This is a genomic window from Serratia sp. AR11 (genome assembly GCF_056376275.1).
Genome location: NZ_CM150739.1, coordinates 2201373 through 2220194, shown reverse-complemented (window position 1 = coordinate 2220194; position 18822 = coordinate 2201373). Strand labels below are relative to the sequence as shown.

Annotated in this window: 20 protein-coding genes; 5 read left to right on the top strand and 15 right to left on the bottom strand. The window is 53.6% G+C overall.

What is annotated here, in order from left to right:
• Positions 1–30 precede the first annotated feature (30 nt).
• From ACSOSI_RS10565 to ACSOSI_RS10545, 5 genes are all read right to left on the bottom strand, one after another.
• On the bottom strand, positions 31–2184 hold the full coding sequence (locus tag ACSOSI_RS10565) for a right-handed parallel beta-helix repeat-containing protein (protein WP_476707023.1): 2154 nt from the start codon (positions 2182–2184) through the stop codon (positions 31–33).
• 85 nt (positions 2185–2269) lie between these two features.
• The gene (locus ACSOSI_RS10560; protein ID WP_012006388.1) at positions 2270–3187 is read right to left on the bottom strand and encodes a sugar ABC transporter substrate-binding protein; all 918 of its coding nucleotides are present in this window, start codon (positions 3185–3187) and stop codon (positions 2270–2272) included.
• Positions 3188–3249: 62 nt separating this feature from the next.
• A complete protein-coding gene (locus ACSOSI_RS10555) occupies positions 3250–4278 on the bottom strand; it encodes an ABC transporter permease (RefSeq protein WP_017892463.1) in 1029 nt (342 codons plus the stop codon).
• 17 nt (positions 4279–4295) lie between these two features.
• The gene (locus ACSOSI_RS10550) at positions 4296–5780 is read right to left on the bottom strand and encodes a sugar ABC transporter ATP-binding protein (RefSeq protein ID WP_012006386.1); all 1485 of its coding nucleotides are present in this window, start codon (positions 5778–5780) and stop codon (positions 4296–4298) included.
• Positions 5781–5857: 77 nt separating this feature from the next.
• Positions 5858–6787, bottom strand: coding sequence for a sugar ABC transporter substrate-binding protein (locus ACSOSI_RS10545; protein ID WP_012006385.1), 930 nt, complete (start codon positions 6785–6787; stop codon positions 5858–5860).
• A gap of 533 nt (positions 6788–7320) precedes the next feature.
• Between ACSOSI_RS10545 and ACSOSI_RS10540 the strand changes: the two genes are divergently transcribed.
• From ACSOSI_RS10540 to dcuR, 3 genes are all read left to right on the top strand, one after another.
• Positions 7321–8163: a class I fructose-bisphosphate aldolase gene (locus tag ACSOSI_RS10540; protein ID WP_012006384.1), complete on the top strand. Its 843-nt coding sequence runs from the start codon at positions 7321–7323 to the stop codon at positions 8161–8163.
• Between the two features lie 122 nt (positions 8164–8285).
• Positions 8286–9887: a sensor histidine kinase gene (locus ACSOSI_RS10535; RefSeq protein WP_476707022.1), complete on the top strand. Its 1602-nt coding sequence runs from the start codon at positions 8286–8288 to the stop codon at positions 9885–9887.
• Positions 9888–9890: 3 nt separating this feature from the next.
• Positions 9891–10604: a two-component system response regulator DcuR gene (gene dcuR, locus ACSOSI_RS10530; RefSeq protein WP_012006382.1), complete on the top strand. Its 714-nt coding sequence runs from the start codon at positions 9891–9893 to the stop codon at positions 10602–10604.
• A 39-nt stretch (positions 10605–10643) separates the two neighbouring features.
• Here dcuR and ACSOSI_RS10525 read toward each other — a convergent pair whose 3' ends face one another.
• Positions 10644–11192 carry a nuclear transport factor 2 family protein gene (locus ACSOSI_RS10525; protein WP_012006381.1) on the bottom strand — a complete coding sequence of 183 codons (549 nt, stop codon included), beginning with the start codon at positions 11190–11192 and terminating at the stop codon, positions 10644–10646.
• 20 nt (positions 11193–11212) lie between these two features.
• Positions 11213–12310 carry an NAD(P)-dependent alcohol dehydrogenase gene (locus tag ACSOSI_RS10520; protein WP_476707021.1) on the bottom strand — a complete coding sequence of 366 codons (1098 nt, stop codon included), beginning with the start codon at positions 12308–12310 and terminating at the stop codon, positions 11213–11215.
• A 117-nt stretch (positions 12311–12427) separates the two neighbouring features.
• Between ACSOSI_RS10520 and ACSOSI_RS10515 the strand changes: the two genes are divergently transcribed.
• Entirely contained in the window at positions 12428–13360 is a 933-nt protein-coding gene (locus tag ACSOSI_RS10515) for a LysR family transcriptional regulator (protein ID WP_218216220.1), read from the top strand.
• A 35-nt stretch (positions 13361–13395) separates the two neighbouring features.
• Here the strand turns inward: ACSOSI_RS10515 and ACSOSI_RS10510 are convergent, their stop codons facing one another.
• The 8 genes from ACSOSI_RS10510 to ACSOSI_RS10475 form a co-directional block, all read right to left on the bottom strand.
• Positions 13396–13749 (bottom strand): hypothetical protein, encoded by a 354-nt coding sequence (locus ACSOSI_RS10510; RefSeq protein ID WP_261129364.1) that lies wholly within the window; start codon positions 13747–13749, stop codon positions 13396–13398.
• Positions 13750–13791: 42 nt separating this feature from the next.
• Entirely contained in the window at positions 13792–14100 is a 309-nt protein-coding gene (locus ACSOSI_RS10505; RefSeq protein WP_476707020.1) for a hypothetical protein, read from the bottom strand.
• Positions 14101–14127: 27 nt separating this feature from the next.
• On the bottom strand, positions 14128–14448 hold the full coding sequence (locus ACSOSI_RS10500) for a hypothetical protein (RefSeq protein ID WP_012006376.1): 321 nt from the start codon (positions 14446–14448) through the stop codon (positions 14128–14130).
• Positions 14449–14625: 177 nt separating this feature from the next.
• Entirely contained in the window at positions 14626–14850 is a 225-nt protein-coding gene (locus ACSOSI_RS10495) for a hypothetical protein (RefSeq protein WP_476707019.1), read from the bottom strand.
• 220 nt (positions 14851–15070) lie between these two features.
• A complete protein-coding gene (locus ACSOSI_RS10490; RefSeq protein WP_026142313.1) occupies positions 15071–15286 on the bottom strand; it encodes a helix-turn-helix domain-containing protein in 216 nt (71 codons plus the stop codon).
• Positions 15287–15293: 7 nt separating this feature from the next.
• The gene (locus ACSOSI_RS10485) at positions 15294–15857 is read right to left on the bottom strand and encodes a DUF2975 domain-containing protein (RefSeq protein ID WP_017892454.1); all 564 of its coding nucleotides are present in this window, start codon (positions 15855–15857) and stop codon (positions 15294–15296) included.
• Positions 15858–15999: 142 nt separating this feature from the next.
• A complete protein-coding gene (fabV, locus tag ACSOSI_RS10480; protein WP_012006373.1) occupies positions 16000–17199 on the bottom strand; it encodes an enoyl-ACP reductase FabV in 1200 nt (399 codons plus the stop codon).
• Positions 17200–17418: 219 nt separating this feature from the next.
• Positions 17419–17769 (bottom strand): DUF4377 domain-containing protein, encoded by a 351-nt coding sequence (locus ACSOSI_RS10475; protein WP_115182617.1) that lies wholly within the window; start codon positions 17767–17769, stop codon positions 17419–17421.
• A 442-nt stretch (positions 17770–18211) separates the two neighbouring features.
• Between ACSOSI_RS10475 and ACSOSI_RS10470 the strand changes: the two genes are divergently transcribed.
• Positions 18212–18748, top strand: coding sequence for a DUF4136 domain-containing protein (locus tag ACSOSI_RS10470; protein WP_261136197.1), 537 nt, complete (start codon positions 18212–18214; stop codon positions 18746–18748).
• Positions 18749–18822: the final 74 nt, after the last annotated feature.

The window sequence follows — 18822 nt, the reverse complement described above, 5'->3', positions numbered from 1 at the left end:
GAAATGGCGCTGCACGCAGCGCCAGATGGTTTAGATACCGTTATTGCAACGCGTGGTCAATACCAGGTCCGGTAGGGTTAGCGCAGCGGTCGTCGGATTGGTCAACGTAAAAGTCACCGTACCAGCCTCAGTGACGCACACCGTACTTTTCACCCGTTTTGGATTCTGGTTGAACTTCACGCCGTAAGCAGCAAACGTTGGCAGCACCGTCGCCAATTGCGCATCAATATCCAGACTTGCCCCCGGCGCCAGCGTTATATCCTGGGACGTTGACTTAACGATTAAATCAACAAAGTCTCCGCTTACCCACTCGGGGTTAACCCCCCCTATTACGCAGCTATATTTACGCGCCTCCCCCGGCACAGCCCTAAAGTTATATACCTCGTCCCCTGCCCGAGCATCGATGTCCGTCGGGATTTGGCTGTCATAACGGAATTCCCGGCGACCATAGGCGCAAGCATCCATCTGGATCCGACGAATACTGGTGGCACCAATTTCAAACCTGGTTACCGGTACAAAGGCAGTATCAAACACGTTTTTACCGATAACTGTGTTTGGTCCATAATCAGTGCCGATAAAATACAATCCGGCAAAAGAAGACTTAAGTTGCACAATGTTATCGGCAAACACAAAGCTGCCGGGGTTCGACAGGCGAATATGGCCCTGATTGGTGTCCGTTACTCGGTTACCGACAAAACTGCCGCCGGTGCCTAATTTGATGTAATTACTACCGGAACCAGCGCTAGTGAACGTAGAACCCTCGAAAAAGTTACCACTGGTCACGCAATCACTCGCGGAGAGCCCGATCTTGCAGTTCAACACCCGGTTGCCGGTAATGGTCGCACGGGTGGCGGAAATGCCAGGATACTCGGCCGTTGGGCTGGTACCACAGGTGTCCACCTGGTTATTGGCTATCAGCGCAGACTCAACATTAATCTCTCCCAACGTAGTGAAACTGATACCGTTTTGGACTGTGTTGCGCACCGTATTGCCTACACATTTACTTCGCCGGATCGGGTTCTTTTGCGGGTTATTACTCAGTTCACTGTCGACAATAATGCCAAAACGATCGATGCCATCGACAAAGTTATCCGCCACCTCCCAGTCGTCAATATTGGTGAATGCAATACCGTAAGAGAGGTTGGTGAGAGAGTTGCCCTGAACCAGTAAATTCTGGAAAAAAGTCGTTGAACCGCCATTTTCATCGTTGAGGGTAATCCCTCCACCACGGTGGCCCTGAGCGGTATTGGGCGAGCCAATAGCGTCGTACAACCGATTATTGAGGATCTTGCCGTCAAAACTGGGGGTTGAAGAGGTTTTCAACAAAATCCCATCGCCGTTATGGTGATAGATTTCATTGTCCCGTAGCAGCCAGCGGCGACTGCCACGCACCGCAATTCCTTCTTCACCCAGTTCATGGCACTTGTTGCGGTAAATCTCGAAACTTTCCGATTGCCTGATACTGATAGCATCGGTATGCATAAACAAATCGAGATCGTGAAGGCGAAAACGCTGACCACCATCAATAAATAACGCAGTTGCCTGCTTGGACCACAGACGCGTCGGGTCACTGCCTTTGCGACTCAGCGTCAGGCCGCTGAAGGAAAAATCCGTTTTATTAACAAACTGCACCATCGTCAGCGTCGTCTTATCACTGTCAAGATAGAGTTGTCCGCCGCCACTAATAGTACTAAAGCCAGGCGCATCAAGCGTCATAAAGGGGGTTTTGGCATCGACATCAGCCAGGCGGTAATGGCCCTCAAGAACCATTTTTTGCGGCGTTTGCGCGCTAGCGATGCTACCGGCGTAACTGAACATGCGTTTAACCGCCGGGTAATCATTGATAACCCCATCTCCCACCGCGCCAAACATCTCTGGATTTAACACTGAATCTGCGTCGAGCACTCGCATCCAACAGTAGGGTGAGCTGGCAGGCTGGGTCACGTAGAGGCATCCATCAGGGATAACCCCGCCGGCAGGGATTGAGACAAAGGTGCCTCCCCCCAACGTACTGCGGATTTGTTTATTTAATCGCGCGGCATCGAAGGCGGTAACCTCTATCAAGGTGCCGGTTGGTGCCGTTTGTTGAGCCAGAGCAACGATATCTATGCAGGTGTCGGTCATGGTACATCTCCTCATGACGGCATGATTGCCGCCGAGAGACTGTATATAAACCCAGTTCATTGCAAAATCTGTTAGACGATGGCACAACAGAATTCCAAAAAAAAGCGCTGCCTAGGCAGCGCACCTTCAACACGGGTATAACCTATTATTTCGCCGCGTACTTTTGCATATTGGCCGGGGTCACCAGTTCAAACGGGATCCAATAATAGGGATCCAGCTTTTCGCCTTTGATCATACGTTGCGCGACATCAACCGAGGCTTTGCCCTGACCAACGGCATCCTGAAATACCGTCACCTGCATCTTGCCGGAAGATAACGCCTTGAGGCCGTCCGGCGTGGCGTCGATACCGCCAACCAGCACCTTGCTGCCCTGCTTACCGGCCTGCTGCAACGCCATGATCGCGCCAATCGCCATCTCGTCATTATTGGCGGCGACGATATCGATAGACTCGCCGTTGGTGATCCAGTTCAGCATCAGATCCATCCCTTCGCTGCGCGAATAGTTGGCGCTCTGCTTTTGCACTACCTTCATTTTCGGGTACTTCGCCACCACCTGCTCTACATCCTTGGTGCGTTGCAGCGCCCCGGCGTCGGTAAGGTTGCCGATCATCACCGCCACGTTGCCCTGATAGTTGGCCAGCCGCGCCAGCTCTTCCATTTGCAAGGTGCCGGATTGCTTCTCGTCGGAGCCAACAAACACCACGCCGGCAGGCAGTTTGCTGTCGCCCGGCGTACGATTCACGTACACCAGCGGAATGCCCGCTTTGGTCACCATTTTGGTGATGGCTGGCGTACCCGCCGAATTGACCGGGTCGACGATAATCGCGTCCACCCCGGCGCTGATAAAGTTCTGCACCTGATCGGCCTGGCGACCTACGTCACCGCGTGCGTCTTCGAACTGCACGCTGATTCCGCGCGCCTTGGCCTCTTTGTCGATTGAATGGCGAATGATGGTCAGGAAGTTCTGGTCAAAATAGGCCATCGACACGCCGATGGTTTCCGCCAGCACCGAGGTGGAGCAGCCGAGCGCCGCCACCAGCACAATTCTCTTTAAGTATTTCATGGTGATTCCCCTGAGATAAAAAAAACCGCCGGGCAAAGTGCACCGGCGGAGATTTACGGCAATCAGTGTTTTTTACGGTTACGGTGCATGTCGATAGACACGGCGGCGACGATAATCACGCCTTTGATAATGTCCTGAATATAGGAGTCTACGCCGATAAAGGTGAAGCCGCTTTTAATCAGCCCGAGGATCACCGCGCCAATCAATGTGCCGGTAATGCGCCCAACGCCGCCCATCAGGCTGCTGCCGCCGATCACCGCCGCGGCGATGGCATCCAGCTCGTAAGACATCCCCATGCTCGACTGGCCGCTGCTGACGCGCGCCGCCAATACCACACCTGCCAGCCCTGCCAGGCCACCGGCGATGGTATAGACCGTCACCAGGTATTTATTGACGTTGATGCCGGAGACTCTGGCCGACGTCATGTTGCCGCCGATGGCGTAGATGTACTTACCGTAACGGGTGTGCTTCAGCGCAATGTGGAAGATCACCGCAATCACCAGGAAGATGATCACCGGCATCGCGCCCTGGCCGATAGAGGTAAAGCCGTCGGACAGGAAGCTGACCGGGTTACCCTGGGTGTAATACTGCGCCAGGCCACGCGCCGAAACCATCATGCCCAGAGTTGCGATAAACGGTGGGATGCCGGTGCGGGTAATCAGGAAGCCGTTGATGAAACCGCAGATAATGCCCACCCCGATCCCCGCGCCGATCGGGATCGCCGCCGGCAGGTCGAGCAATGCCGGGTACATCGGTGAAATGCTGTCCGAGGTTTGCGCCAGGCTGGCTGCCACCACTGCCGTCAGGGCTATCAGCGAGCCGGAGGAAAGATCGATACCGGTGGTGATGATGACCTGGGTCACCCCCACCGCGATGATGCCGATAATCGCCACCTGCAGCACAATCAGCAGCAGGCGGTTAGGGTTCATCAGGAAGGACTGGTCGCGGATGTACCAGCCAAGAATTTCAAACACCAACGCGATGCCGATCATCACGATAAAGATGCCGGTGTCTTTCGGCATTTTGCCACTCAGGCCAGCGAACAGCGGCGCTTTACCCGCAAGCGGCTTCTCGATTTTTACATTACTCATGGGGATTCACCTTTGCGTTATTCAGAGGCCAGCGCCAGGATTTTTTCCTGATCCGCTTCTTCTTTATCCAAAATGCCGGTAATACGGCCGCCGTGCATCACCATCACCCGGTCGCTCATGCCGAGGATCTCCGGTAATTCCGATGACACCAAAATAATGGCGACGCCACGGTTCGCCAGTTCGCTGATCAGGCGGTAGATTTCCGCCTTCGCGCCCACGTCGATGCCGCGCGTTGGCTCATCGAGGATCAATATTTTCGGTTGGGCCAGCAGCCAACGGGCAATCAGCACCTTCTGCTGGTTGCCACCGCTCAGGTTATTGATGATTTGATCCATAGTCGGGGTTTTGATGTTGAGCTTTTTGATCTGCTCCATGCAGTCCTTGGCCATTTGCACATGACTGACAAAGCCGTTCTTGCCGATGTACTCCGACAGGTTGACGATGCTCATGTTCTCGACCACCGACAACACCAGAAACAGCCCGGACTTCTTGCGGTCTTCGGTGAGAAACGCCAGCCCGAGTTCAATCGCTCGCGAGGGTGAATCGACCTTCGCCGCCTTGCCCTCAATGAAAATACTGCCGCCGTCCGCCGGGTACATGCCGAACAGGCTTTCCATCACCTCGCTGCGACCGGCCCCCACCAGCCCGGCGACGCCGAGGATCTCGCCGCGCTTGACGCTGAACGAGATATCGTGGAACCAGTCGGCACGCCGCAACCCTTCGACACGCAGCACTTCTTCGCCGATATTGTTGTTGAATTTGGGGAACATCTGGGTCAGTTCACGCCCCACCATCATGGTGATCAGCGACTGCTTGGTCAGGTTTTCGGTTTTATCGCAGGCGATAAAGGTGCCGTCACGGAAGATGCTCACCTCATCGGTAATGGCGAAAATCTCGTCCATCTTGTGGCTGATATAAATAATGCCTTTGCCCTGGTCACGCAGTTCGCGAATGATGGCGAATAGATGCACCACCTCGCCTTCGGTCAGCGCCGAGGTGGGTTCGTCCATGATCAGCACGTCCGCGTTGTAGGAAACCGCCTTGGCGATCTCCACCATTTGCTGATTAGCGATGCTCAGTTCACCGACCAACGTCTCCGGCTTGAGCTTGATGTTCAGCCGCGCCAGCAGCTCACGGGTTTTCTTGTTCAGTTGATCATGATTCACAAAGCCCAGCTTTGCCGGCTCACGCCCCAGCCAAATGTTTTCCGCCACCGTCATATAAGGCACCAGGTTGAGTTCCTGGTGAATCATGGAAATCCCCGAATGCAGCGCCTGCAGCGTGTCGCTGAAGGTCACCGGTTGGCCTTTTATTTTTATGGTGCCTTCATCGGGGTGATAAATACCGATTAAACATTTCATCAGCGTGGATTTACCCGCGCCGTTTTCCCCCATTAATGCGTGTACGCTGCCTGGCTTGATTTTAATTGAGACTTTATCCAGCGCCTTCACGCCGGGAAACTGCTTACTGATGCCTTCAGCCTCAAGAACATAAGGATACATACTGATAACCTCCGCCGTTCGTCAATGCATCCCTGCCGGGTAAATACGGCAGGGATATAACCGCGCTGCCTTAACGCTTATTTTCTGTTCTTGTCGGCAAATTCTTGATAGTTAGCCTTGGTGATCAGCTGATACGGGATCAGTACGTTGCTTTCCACCTTCTCGCCTTTCACCAGTTGAATGGCGGTTTGCACCGCGCCTTCACCCTGTCCTTTGGCATCCTGGAATACGCTCAGCGCCAGATCGCCCTTCTTGATGTATTCCAGTGCGTCCGGAGTGCCATCAACGCCGGCCACCAATACGCCACTTTTCTTCGCCTGTTTCAGTGCCAGAATCGCGCCAATCGCCATTTCGTCATTGTTGGAGGCGATGGCATCAATCTGCTGACCGGTCAGCGCCCAGTCGGTAGTAATGTCGACGGCTTCTTTACGGCCCCACTTGGCGGTTTGCTTGTCGAGGATTTTGATGCCGGGATACTTGGCCGCCACTTCTTCCACACCACGGGTGCGGTCGCGGGTCGCTTCATTGGACAGTTCGCCCATCAGGATCATCACGTTGCCCTTGCCGTTCATCAGCTTGGCCAACTCTTCCATCTGCAGCTTGCCGGCCAGTTTGGAGTCTGAGCCTACGTAGGCCATGCCCGCAGGCAGCGTGACCTCAGGGCGGCGATTGACGAACACCAGCGGGATCTTGGCGCTTTCCGCCAGTTTGATCATCGGCTTCACGCCCTGGGTATCGACCGGGTTGAGGATGATGGCGTCGACGCCCTGGCTGACAAAGTTCTCAATCTGTTGGATCTGCTGGGCGATATCCCCTTTTGCATCTTCAAATTGACCGCTGACGTTGCCGTCCTGTTTCATTTTGCTCTGCATTGACTGGCGCAGGATGGTGAGGAAATTGTCATCGAAATAAGCCATTGAAACGCCGATTTTGATGTCTTTGGCCAATACGCTGGCCGGCAACATGCACATCAATACCGAGGTGACGATCAGTTTCTTCAGCTTCATGTTCTGTACCCTTAATAGTTAGAGTGAAGAGGCCTGTTGATTTGACAGCTAATGAAAAATATTTTTTACATTCAAACAACAATCCGGTCGGTGTTATCCCTTTGATACGGCAGATTTATCGCTTTTATTCCGTATTCAGGCGGTGTGAAAAACTTTGATCAATGTCTCAAATAAGATTAAAAACAACGCTTTAAAATAAATAACCTATCGAGTCATTGAAGTCACAAAGTCATTATCAAATGTTTATTTCATAATTGAGATTATTGAAACTTTTTAACTCAAACAAGCGAAACATGTGTTTTGGAATGGCCAAGTAACAAAAACATGACACGGATCTAACAAATGACGCAAAAACCACCATCGCGTTCGTGGCATAAGTGCGTTCGGCAAACAAAATGCTCCCGCCTGATGAAAAATGGCGCCGCACGTTCTCAGTAAATGTGCGAGCGAGCACGCAGTTTGTGGATCCGCGGTTTCATCCCCGGCGCTAGTCGACAATACTGAATGGACGTGTATTTTCAGGAGGATCAGACATGCAGCTCAGCAGTAAGGTACGGATGAACCGGCTGTTTAATAACGGCAAATGCCTCGACGTGGCGATTGATCACGGCATCGCCAATGAGCCGGATTTTTTAATCGGTCTGGAAGACATTGAACGGGTGATGGACAGCCTGATCGTTGCCCGCCCCGATGCCATTCAGGTCAACTACGGTCAGGCGGATTTACTGCAACGCTCGGCACAACGCGATAAGCCGGCGCTGGTGATGCGCACCGACGTCGGCAATGCTTATAACGCCGCACGTCACCGTGAAATGTGGGCAGTGCTGCATAATCCAGAAGCGCCCATCCTCGCCGCACTGCAGATGGATGCGGCGGCGGTGGTGGTTAATCTGTATCTGATCCCCGATGAACCGGGCATTTTCCGCCAGTGCGTGGAGAATATTGGTCGTCTGCGTCATGCCTGCGACCGCTACGCCATGCCGCTGATGATCGAACCACTGGTGATGGCGCCGGCCGGCCAGGGCGCGGCTTACGGTTCGCTCGGTGACGTAGAAAAAATGGTGCCGTTAGTCCGGCTGGCGCGTGAACTGGGTGCCGACATCATCAAGGCCGACCCGACGGAGCGAGTAGAGGACTTCCACCGCATTGTGGAGGCGGCGCGCTGCCCAACGCTGGTGCGTGGCGGCGGTAAAGGCGAACTGGGCGCGGTACTGGAAAAATCCGCCGCCCTGATGGCGCAAGGGGCATCCGGTATGGTCTATGGCCGCAATGTCTATCAACACAGCAACCCATCAAAAGTGGTCAGCGCGTTAATGGCTATCATTCATCAGGGTGCCAGCGGCCAGCAAGGACTGGAAATCTACCATCAGCCCTGATCCCCGCTTTTGTAATTAAAATAATCCCTCCCCCGGCGGCAGCATGTTATAACCTGCTGCCGGTCGCGGCCCCGCGCTCCAATCCCCGCTATTATCCTGACAGGCCCATTCGGAGAATCGCCATGCCAAAACAACGGATACCGCTTAAGCTCAGCACCACGCTCACGCTGATGGTGTCTGCCATCATCGCTTCGGTGCTATTGGTGGTGTATGCGCTGTTTTTTGTGCAGATGAATCACCAGGGACAAGATCAGCAACGCCAAAAAGCGATGGCGATTGCCGAAACGCTGGCGCTATCGAGTAATGTTATTGAGGGGTTGCAGCGTGAAGATCACAGTGGCGCGGTGCAGCGCTTTGCCGAGCAGGTGCGCCAGCGGAATGAATTACTGTTTGTCGTCGTGGTGGACATGAAAGGTATCCGCTACTCGCATCCCAAACCCTGGTTAATCGGTCAGCATTTTATCGGGGACGATTTGGAACCGGCGCTACGCGGCGAAACCAACAGCGCCATTAATCGCGGCGCATTAGCCCCTTCGCTGCGGGTTTTTGCCCCGGTTTACGACAGCGAACGGCGGCAGATTGGCGTGGTCGCTCTCGGTATTGCGCTCGACACCGTTCAGCGCGTGGTGGGCGAAAGCCGCTGGATCATCTACTGGACACTGGCCTTCGCCGCGCTGGTCGGCACGCTCGGCATTTTCTTCCTGGTGAAGGCCCTGAAACGCATTATGCTCGGCTTTGAACCTTACGAAATCTCTAATCTGTTCGAGCAGCGCAACGCCATGCTGCAATCGATTAAAGAAGGCGTCATTGCGGTCGATAACCAGTCACGCATCACCATTGTCAACGACGAAGCCAAACGTCTGTTGCGCCAAAATGGGCCTTTCGAAAACCTGCTGTTGGAATCCGCCAGCAAATACTGGCCGACGCAGCTGCATCTGGCGGAGGTGCTGGAAAGCGGTCAACCGCAGCGTGACCAGCAGATCAGCTTTAACGGCAGCGAACTGCTGACCAATACCGTGCCGGTAATCGTTAAGGGCCAGGTGATTGGTGCTATCGCCACCTTCCGCGATAAAACCGAAATCAGCCAGTTGGTGCAACGCCTGAGCGGCATGGCGCACTATGCCGACGCATTGCGCGTCCAGTCACATGAGTTTATGAACAAGCTGCATGTGATCCTCGGTATGCTGCACATGAAGGCCTACCAGCAGTTGGAAAACTACATCATCAATACCGCCAGCACCTATCAGGAAGAGATCGGTGCACTGCTGAGGAAAATCCAGTCGCCAGAGGTGGCGGGCTTCTTTATCGGCAAGATCAATCGCGCCCATGAAGCCGGTATTGAGCTGATCATTGACGAAACCAGCCTGCTACCAGAAACCGACGATGCGGAAACTACCCACGTGCTGATCAGCGTGCTGGGCAATTTGATTGAAAATGCCATTGACGCTATCGATGGCGTAGAGGGACACGAGATCAACCTGAGCTTTCATCACAATGAGAATCACTTACACTGTATAGTCAGCGATGACGGCCCCGGTATCGATCCGGCTCTCGGCGCACGTATCTTTGAACAGGGTGTTTCAACCAAAGGGTCGGGGCGCGGTATTGGCCTGGCGTTGATCCGCAGCAGCCTGGAAAAACTGGGCGGCAGCATTGATTTCGAATCTGAACCGGGTGAGCTAACCCAATTTTTTGTACATATCCCCTATCAGGCCAAGGGCTGAACCATGATTAACGTATTGATTATCGACGACGACCCGATGGTGGCGGAGTTAAACAAATACTACCTGAGCCAGGTGAGCGGCTTTCACTGCCTGGCGACGGTCGCCACCCTGGCACAGGCACGCGCACTGCTGGCCGACGCCGAAGTCAGTATCGATCTGGTGCTGCTGGATATCTATATGCAGCAGGAAAACGGACTGGACTTGCTGCCCGGCCTGCGCGAATTGGGTGAAAAAACCGACGTCATCATTATCTCTTCCGCCAGCGATGTGGATACGGTGCAACGCGCCCTGCATTACGGCGTGGTGGATTACCTGATCAAACCTTTCCAGTTTGGGCGTTTCAAAGAGGCGTTGAATAACTATCAGCAACAGTCGCAAATTCTGGCGCAGCGCGAATTCTCGCAGGGGGATGTGGACAGCCTGTTACGTCGCCAACCCGCCAGCACCGAAGGAAAAAAACTGCCGAAGGGGCTGACCAGCATCACGCTGAGTACGGTGTGTGAATGGATTGAGCAACAGCACGACGGGGAGTTTTCGACCGACAATCTGGCGAACGCCATCGGCATTTCACGCGTTTCCTGCCGAAAATATCTGATTTATTTGGCGGAAAGCGGCATTTTGGGCACCCGTATTCTCTACGGCACCACCGGCAGACCGGTCTATCTTTATCAGTTGAAGCAGGACGCGATCGCCCTGCTGAAAGAGTATTGCCGCTAGCCGATATCCCCCGGAGCAGACCGGGGGAGTCGCCGAGCATTATTTCGTTTTACGGATCAGACCAAAATCACGTAGTGCGACATACGGGTTCCAATATTCGCGGGCGCTGGCTATCTGCCCCTCATTGATGGTCACGATGGCGATAAACTGCTGATTATAATCGCCGCCGCTTTGTCTGATTTTACCGTCGCTGGTGTATTCAAATACATATACGCCTGGCTCAGCCGTCACGACTTTTTTCCAGCCTTTCCAGTCAGCGTATTTCAGATTACCCAGATATTCACTCATACCGGTAAAGTAGCGGGTCATGTTTTCACGCCCTTTGGAAGCCGTGGCAAAGAAGCCGAAGTCTTCTACCGGCGCATAAGGCAGTTCAAACACCCCCTGCGGCGTAAAGTATTTGGCCACGTTGGCCGGTTTTTCCGACCAGCCGTTCAGGCTGCGCCAGTAAAACTCGGCGACGTCGTTAACGCTGTATCCCGGTTGCAGGTAATACAGCCCCTGCTTTTCGATAATATGATCGTTGGCCTGCGCGGACGCAGCCGCGCCCATCAGCCCCAGCAGGGCCGCTGAAAAGAGTCGTTTCATGTTATTGACCTTATTGAGGGTTACATACGAATAACGGCTTTAATGGTTTCACCGGATTGTGAGTCCGCCATCGCCTGGTTGATCTCATTCATGGCATAAAAACGGATAAGGCGATCGATCGGGAACCGCCCTTGCTGGAACAGCTGCGCCAGCATCGGGATAAACATCGCCGGTGCCGCATCGCCCATGATCGAGCCCTGCACCGTGCGGCCGCGGATAAAGTGCATAATATCGAGCGGCAGAGATTCGCCCTCCGGCACCACGCCGGTCAGTACGCATTTGCCATTTTCCGCCAACACCCGCACCGCATCGGCCATTACGCCCGCGTTCCCGGCGGCTTCAACGCTGTAGTCCGCACCGCGTCCCTCGGTCAGCTGATTAAGCACTTCATCCACATTCGCCGTTTTCGGGTTGATCACCGCGGTAGCGCCCAACTCCTTGGCTAACGCCAGACGGTTCTCCTTGATATCCACCGCGATGATGTGGCCACAGCCCACCACCCGGGCTGCCATCACCGCCGCCAGGCCCACCGCGCCAAGGCCAAAGACCACCATCGTAGAACCCGCATGCGGCCGCAGAGTGTTCATCACGGCACCCGCGCCGGTCATCAGTCCGCAGGCCAATGGCCCAAGGTATTCCAACGGGATCGCCTTATCGACAGGCACAATGCTGCTGACATTGACCACGGCATACTGCGCAAAAGAGGACTGGCCGAAGAAATGGCTGTGCACATCGCCATTTTCATCATGCAGGCTGACCGAACCGTCGGTGCGCTGCGCCAGCCAGTTCAATGGCACATGTTGACGGCAATAGGTTGGCATGCCGATGCTACACTTGTCGCAGACGCCGCATGAGGCCAGCGACAGCACCACATGATCGCCGGGCGCCACCTTACTGACCCCGGCCCCGACCCGCACTACGACCCCAGCGCCTTCATGACCGAGCACCACCGGCGCAGGCATAGGTATAACGCCTTTGTGCGCGGCGATGTCGGTGTGGCACAGGCCGGTCGCGACCAGTTTTACCAACACCTCATCGGCGCGGGGTTCTCCAAGCTGTAACTGTTTGAGGGAGAATCCCTCCGTCGCTTTTTCACTGACTGCTGCTGTTATTTCCATATCATCTCCCACTGGCCCTGGTACCGTTGTTTCGATGTGGGCCAGTATAAGATGGGTTATTGGGTGTAAAAAGATGTCATACTCTGACTCACTGTTCTCAAATTAAGGACAATATGAATGCAGAAAGGCATTTTGAAAGACCTGAACGACCTCTATTATTTTGCCCAGGTCGCCCAGTACGGCGGGTTCTCCGCCGCCAGCCGGGCGCTGGATATACCAAAATCCAAACTGAGCGCCCGCGTGCTGGCGCTGGAGAATCGTCTTGGCGTGTTGCTGTTTCAGCGCACTACCCGACGGGTCAAGCTAACGGAAACCGGTTCGCTGCTGCTGCGCCATGCGCAGGCGGCAATCAACGAGGCCGAGATCGCCCAGGAGCTGATCGACCAAAGCCGGGCTGAACCTTCCGGCCTGGTGCGCGTAAGCTGCCCGAAACTGGCCGCCGATGTCCTGCTTTCCCCCTGCCTGCCGGCTTTTATGGCCGCCAACCCCGGTATTCAGGTGCAGTTGCTGGCGAACGATAACCGCTTTGACCCGGTGACCGACAAGATTGATGTGGCGCTGCGTCTGCGCCAGCGCAAAGATATGAGTGAAGGCATGATTGCCCGTGAGCTGGGCCAAAGCGTGCGCATCCTGGTCGCCTCGCCGCAGTATCTGGCGCAGCACCCGCCCTTGGCCGATCCGCAGCAATTGAGCGAGCATGCGCTGTTAACCCTGGTCGACGTCAGCGAACAGCAAACCTGGGATTTGGAAGGCCCCGATGGGGAAAAACGCGCGGTGCGTGTGCGCCCGCGGCTGATGTGCAGCGAATGGGGGATCCTCCGCGGTGCGCTTTATCAGCACCTGGGTATTGCGCTGCTGCCGGATATCACCTGCCATCAGGCATTGATGCAGGGTGAGCTGGTGCGCGTATTACCGCAATGGGCCTGTGCGCCACTGATCATGCATGCCGTGTTCCCTACACGACGCGGAATGCTGCCTTCGGTGCGTGCACTGGTGGATTTTTTGGCAATACAGGTACCGCCACTGCTGCTGAAAGGCGCGGTTAAATAGCACTTCAACACCAGAATTTCTTTCCGCGTCAGGCCTCAACGATGATGTTTAAAGTCCGGGGAATTCATCCCCCGCCCCGGAGGGTGGCAAAGTTTGCCAGGCTGTTGTTTGTTTTTGCCACAGCGGTATTCGCCATACTGAGTTTTAAGCTGCTGCCGGTTCGCCTGCTCGGCGGCGGCACGCTGCCGTTCCAATTCAAGCGCCTTCTCATTGGCCGACGCCACGCCCTCGGCACTCCATACTTTATGTTTTAACCCGCTGCGCTTTTGCTGGTACTCCTCAGAGATTTTGTTATCCAGCGGCTGTGCGGCATGGTATTGCCAGTCAACCGACGCCTGTAATGAGAAGCAAGACCACTGCGCCACGCAGGCAAGAAAAATCCGTTTCACTGATAGACTCCCGATATTAAATTCACCTGTTGACTCAAAAAACTATCTTCTGGCTATGGCACTCTTTCCGACTAAAAACAGCGGCACAGGTGTTGCCCGACATTCACGCGGTAACATGGCGGACTCCAGCGTTTTGCGTTCAAGGCGTATCGAGGCAAGCCGCGCCTGTTCCGAACGTAGTTGCTCTACGTACCACAGATGTTGCAACAGCCCGTTATACCGTAACCGATAATCCACAGCGCTTTCCCCCGCCTCGAAGCCGGCGCGCTGAGCGTGCTTGTCGACAAACGAATAGCAACAAGAAGACGCCAACAGGGCGAGTGCCGCTGTCATCAAAGAGGTCAATTTCAAAAGCAAAAACTCCATTAGTGCCAGAGGTCAGCAACCGTTGATCAGCAGCGGTTGTTCTTCGCGCGGCAATGCCGATGGATGCGGTTCACTCGCGGCGGCAGCCTTGCCCCTCTGCCCTTTGCAGGCTTTACGCTGGGCCAGCGTATTGTCTTCGCTTTGCGTCGATAACAGAGGCCGCTGCTTCTCATTGCCCATCTCGTCCCACAAGCCATGAGCCACCTCTTTCAGTTTTTTGCGAAACAGCACCGAAGAGACGCCTTCATACTCCCGCTCATAACGCGTGGCGGAGGCCTGATGACACCAGGGCAACAATAAAAATATGAAAATGACAGGGATGCCTTTTTCCACAAAAAACTCCTGTAATAAGGCCCATAATGGCGCTCATTCCCATTAAATAAAGAAATTTATTCAGTGCCGTCAAAACAAACAATGCGAGGAAATAAAAGCATTACCCAACTAAAAATAAACCCTAATTAAATGAGTGCCATTGGGCTTATAATTCGCAGTCAAAATATATTTAGTGAATTAACGATCCCACAATTTTGACCAGTCGATGGTTCCGCCGATACTCGGCCCACTCTCGTTCAGTACTGCAGAAGCTGACTCTCCGGCGCTGATGCGCTGCCTTTGCTCGCGGGTAGCGGGCTTTGGCTTCTCCCAGCCGGCCCCTGAAGATGACAAACCGGGTTGAATATGGCTGCAACCACTCAGCATAATTAATAGTGCCGGGATCCATTGGCATAATTTCATATATCCTCCTTTAAAATAAACGTTATCGTTAACCGCAGTAAATAAAAAATTACTTTTTTTAGTTTAATAACCCGTATTGAACCACGAGCAAAGCAAGGGCAACCTCATTTAATTTAAATAAGGCCGCTAATAATTTAACGTAAAATAAACCTATCCAGGGTGTCGGTAATAAATATCAATTCGTATATTGACGATATGGCGTGCGGGGCACGCCACCGGGTTAGCCTTCGTTATCCGGTTGCCAGGCCAGAAGATCGCCAGGCTGGCAGTCGAGGATCCGGCAGATTTTGTCTAACGTTTCCAGTCTGACGCCCTTCACCTTGCCGTTCTTCAGCAGGGACAGATTTTGCTCGGTGATCCCCACCTGTTCCGCCAGCTCCTTCGAACGCATCTTCCTTTTGGCCAACATGACATCAAGACTTACTATTATCGCCACTCTATTCTCACACGAAAGAAAGCTGTTCTTCATTCAGCCGCAACGCTTCCAGAAATACCCGGCTAAACACCAGGATTGCGCAGCCTACGATCAGCGAGCGTACCGACTCGCTGTTGACGCCATAATAAATTATTAGCAGCATTTTTTCATTGGCCGTCAGTATCATCACTTGCAACATCCCGGCCAACGAGGGGAAGAGCACGTCGACAATCAGCAGGATGCCGATGATCTGCAACAGCAGCATATTGTTGCGGTGCCACACGTTGCCGCGATAGAACTGGTAAAACAGCCCGGCGCCGCACAGCAGTGCGCTGTAATAAGGCACGTAGGCGAACATATCCAACAACAGGGTTGCCACCAGAGCCCAGCGCTGCTTCGGAACGGCATAGGCGTTCAGTTCCGGGTAATAGTCGCGGTAGGACGCCACGATGCTGTTGAACGCCTCGCCCTGCACCCAGCCCTGGACAATCATAAACATCTCCACGCCGGTGCTGACAATCAGCATCGTCATGATCAACAAACACAAGCAACGTACATAAAGCGGAAGGTGGATCCGTGGCACAGCGCCCATAACGAGTTCATCCATAAAAACAGCAATAAGTTATCGTAAAACGATAATTTATTGCTGTCAACGATCAACTGGACTGATGAGCTGTTGGGTGACAGGCGTAAAAAAGGCCGGAAGCCCGGCCCTTTTTCAATGCTCGACGGATTTAGACCAGCTCAACCACATCAAACTTAACTTCACCGCTGAGGTCGGCTTCGTAATCAACACCTTGCAGACCAAAACCGAACAGACGCAGGAACTCGGCCTTATAGCCCAGGTAATCGGTCAGTTCGTTGATGTTGTTATCGTTGATCTGTGCCCAGATTTCACGGCAGGTGTTCTGCACGTCGTCGCGCAGTTCCCAGTCGTCCAGACGCAGACGGTGCTTTTCATCGGTATCCGGTGCAGTGCCGCTGTACAGCTTGGTGGCGAACAGACGCTGGATTTGCTCGATACAGCCTTCGTGGATCCCCTGCGCTTTCATGATTTTGAAGACGATGGAGATATACAGTGGCATTACCGGGATAGCGGAGGAAGCCTGAGTCACCACCGACTTCAGCACGGCAACGTAAGCCGCGCCGCCTTTGGCCTTCAGTTTCTGATCGATGGCCAGAGCCGCGCGATCCAAATCTTCTTTGGCCTTGCCCAGCGTACCGTGCCAGTAGATTGGCCAGGTCAGATCGGTACCGATGTAGGAGTAAGCTACTGCCTGCACGTTGTCCGCCAGCACGCCGGCTTCTTCCAGTGCGTCCATCCACAGTTGCCAGTCCTGGCCGCCCATCACTTTTACGGTATCAGCAATTTCTTGCTCGTTGGCCGGTTCAACCACGGCTTCAACCAGCACGTCTTTGTTGGTATCGAGCGCCACGGATTTGTACGGTTCGCCGATAGGTTTCAGCGCGGAGCGCACTACTTCACCGGTTTCCGGCATTTTACGCACTGGCGAAGCCAGCGAGTAAACCACCATGTCGATCTGGCCCAGATCCTGTTTAATCAGGTCGATAACCGTTTGGCGGCATTCGTTGGAGAACGCATCGCCGTTAACGCTTTTCGCGTACAGGCCTTCTTCTTTAGCTGCCTTGTCAAAACCAGCAGAGTTGTACCAGCCGGCAGAACCGGTTTTGGCTTCGCTGCCCGGCTTTTCAAAAAATACGCCGATGGTGGCTGCACCGCTGCCGAATGCGGCATTGATACGTGACGCCAGGCCGTAACCGGTGGAAGCACCGATCACCAGCACTTTTTTCGGGCCGTTTTTCAGTTCGCCACGTGACTTAACGTAGGCAATTTGCTCACGGACATTGGCTTCACAACCTGCCGGATGAGCGGTAGTGCAGATAAAACCACGAATTTTAGGTTTGATAATCATAGTAATTTTTTCTTGGTAGCTAAAAACCGAAGGACAATATACCTGATTTTCACAATATACTTAAGCTGGGTGCGTGGCAGAATCGCAACAAGTGCAGTGAACAGACCAGTTGTGCCAGTGAAAATCTTGTTACTGCGACAGGAACATGGGGATAGAAGCGAGAAACCCAGGGGGAGTTTTCAAGGCCAGGCGGTTGTGCGCCCAGCCCGATAAAACCACTCAGGCTTTATTCTTTTCCAACTGCTCAATCAGCGTATAACGCAGTGAAGAAGCGTCGGCCGGCGGGTTTTCCACCTGCGTCACCTGCACTTTCAGGCGGTAGTTGTAGCCCGGTTCAAAAGTAAAACCTTCAATCCCGGTATAGAACAATCCCCACGGCTCTTGCGCGGAATGACGCACCTGCATGCACTTCATTGGGGCAACGCCCGTACAATTTACCAGCGCGCTGTTCACCAGCAACACTTCCGTATGGTTTCCGTCTTTATTCACGGGCTGACTCACTGTCGTTCCCTCCTGGCTGCAGCCGGCCAGACCGGCCAGGGCAACAAATAACAACGCTTTGATTTTCAATGTAATGCACCATTAAGTCTTTAGGTCTGGTGATAGTAACAAAGCTACGGCTATCGGGGCCAGCGGCGTGTTCCGAATTTGGGGTAAATGGACCTGCCAGCAGAAACAATCAAGGCAATAAAGTACAAAATCGGACCCGCTATTGATTGCTCAAGCGGCTCGTTAAGACAAAAATAACGGCAAGCATTACCGTACACTCAACGCCGATTAATGCTGGCGGGTCATAGTGAACACTCCATGTAGCGGACTTTTACTCTCACCGTGCCCCGCCAGCATTATCACCAAGATGCTGGGAGACCATCATATTAACTGAAACCTCAAACAATAATTTGATTGCTAATTTTTTTATTAAACCAAAGCAAACTCGGTGTTAATTCACCATTTGCTAACCACAACTTCTGGGTCTAAGTTTATGAAACCAATAATCCTAAAGGGGTTTTCCATGCGTTTACTTTCTTGCCTTTTCATCGCGAGTTCGATGGCTTTATTGTCGGGCTGTGCCAGCCAGCCGCAGGTGACCAGTGATTATGACCACAGCGCCAACTTCAGCCAATACCATACCTACGCTTTTGCTCCAGAGGCTGCAGGGCAATATCAAACCCTGACGGGTAAATACATTCAGACCGCGATTAAACAGCAGATGGAACAGCGCGGTTATAAGCCAAGCGCGACACCAGATCTGTTGGTCTACAGCAGCGCAATGAAACAAAACAAAGTGCAAGTGAACGATTCACCCGCACCGGTTGGCCGCTGGGGCTATGCCGGCTGGGGGGGTTATAATCAAACCGTTTGGAGCTATACCGAAGGCACCCTGACGGTCGACCTGGTAGACAGCAAGAAGAAACAGCTGGTTTGGCGTGGAACCGCCAGTAATACGCTGAACTCAGATGGTACACCGGCCAGCCAAACCCAAATTCAACAGGCGGTGACCGCGCTGTTTGCCACCTACCCTTTCCAGGCCGGCCCTGCCAGTCGCTGATTGCTTTGCATTGACCAGAGCGGCAGCCCTATTTCGGTAAATAGGGCTTAATGCAGCTTATAAATTCAGGATCT

Bases quoted from the DNA above. Each gene is read 5' to 3' on its own strand.
- ACSOSI_RS10565 (WP_476707023.1), bottom strand. From the start codon at position 2,184: ATGAACTGGGTTTATATACAGTCTCTCGGCGGCAATCATGCCGTCATG.
- ACSOSI_RS10560 (WP_012006388.1), bottom strand. From the start codon at position 3,187: ATGAAATACTTAAAGAGAATTGTGCTGGTGGCGGCGCTCGGCTGCTCC.
- ACSOSI_RS10555 (WP_017892463.1), bottom strand. From the start codon at position 4,278: ATGAGTAATGTAAAAATCGAGAAGCCGCTTGCGGGTAAAGCGCCGCTG.
- ACSOSI_RS10550 (WP_012006386.1), bottom strand. From the start codon at position 5,780: ATGTATCCTTATGTTCTTGAGGCTGAAGGCATCAGTAAGCAGTTTCCC.
- ACSOSI_RS10545 (WP_012006385.1), bottom strand. From the start codon at position 6,787: ATGAAGCTGAAGAAACTGATCGTCACCTCGGTATTGATGTGCATGTTG.
- ACSOSI_RS10540 (WP_012006384.1), top strand. From the start codon at position 7,321: ATGCAGCTCAGCAGTAAGGTACGGATGAACCGGCTGTTTAATAACGGC.
- ACSOSI_RS10535 (WP_476707022.1), top strand. From the start codon at position 8,286: ATGCCAAAACAACGGATACCGCTTAAGCTCAGCACCACGCTCACGCTG.
- dcuR (WP_012006382.1), top strand. From the start codon at position 9,891: ATGATTAACGTATTGATTATCGACGACGACCCGATGGTGGCGGAGTTA.
- ACSOSI_RS10525 (WP_012006381.1), bottom strand. From the start codon at position 11,192: ATGAAACGACTCTTTTCAGCGGCCCTGCTGGGGCTGATGGGCGCGGCT.
- ACSOSI_RS10520 (WP_476707021.1), bottom strand. From the start codon at position 12,310: ATGGAAATAACAGCAGCAGTCAGTGAAAAAGCGACGGAGGGATTCTCC.
- ACSOSI_RS10515 (WP_218216220.1), top strand. From the start codon at position 12,428: ATGCAGAAAGGCATTTTGAAAGACCTGAACGACCTCTATTATTTTGCC.
- ACSOSI_RS10495 (WP_476707019.1), bottom strand. From the start codon at position 14,850: ATGAAATTATGCCAATGGATCCCGGCACTATTAATTATGCTGAGTGGT.
- ACSOSI_RS10485 (WP_017892454.1), bottom strand. From the start codon at position 15,857: ATGGGCGCTGTGCCACGGATCCACCTTCCGCTTTATGTACGTTGCTTG.
- fabV (WP_012006373.1), bottom strand. From the start codon at position 17,199: ATGATTATCAAACCTAAAATTCGTGGTTTTATCTGCACTACCGCTCAT.
- ACSOSI_RS10470 (WP_261136197.1), top strand. From the start codon at position 18,212: ATGCGTTTACTTTCTTGCCTTTTCATCGCGAGTTCGATGGCTTTATTG.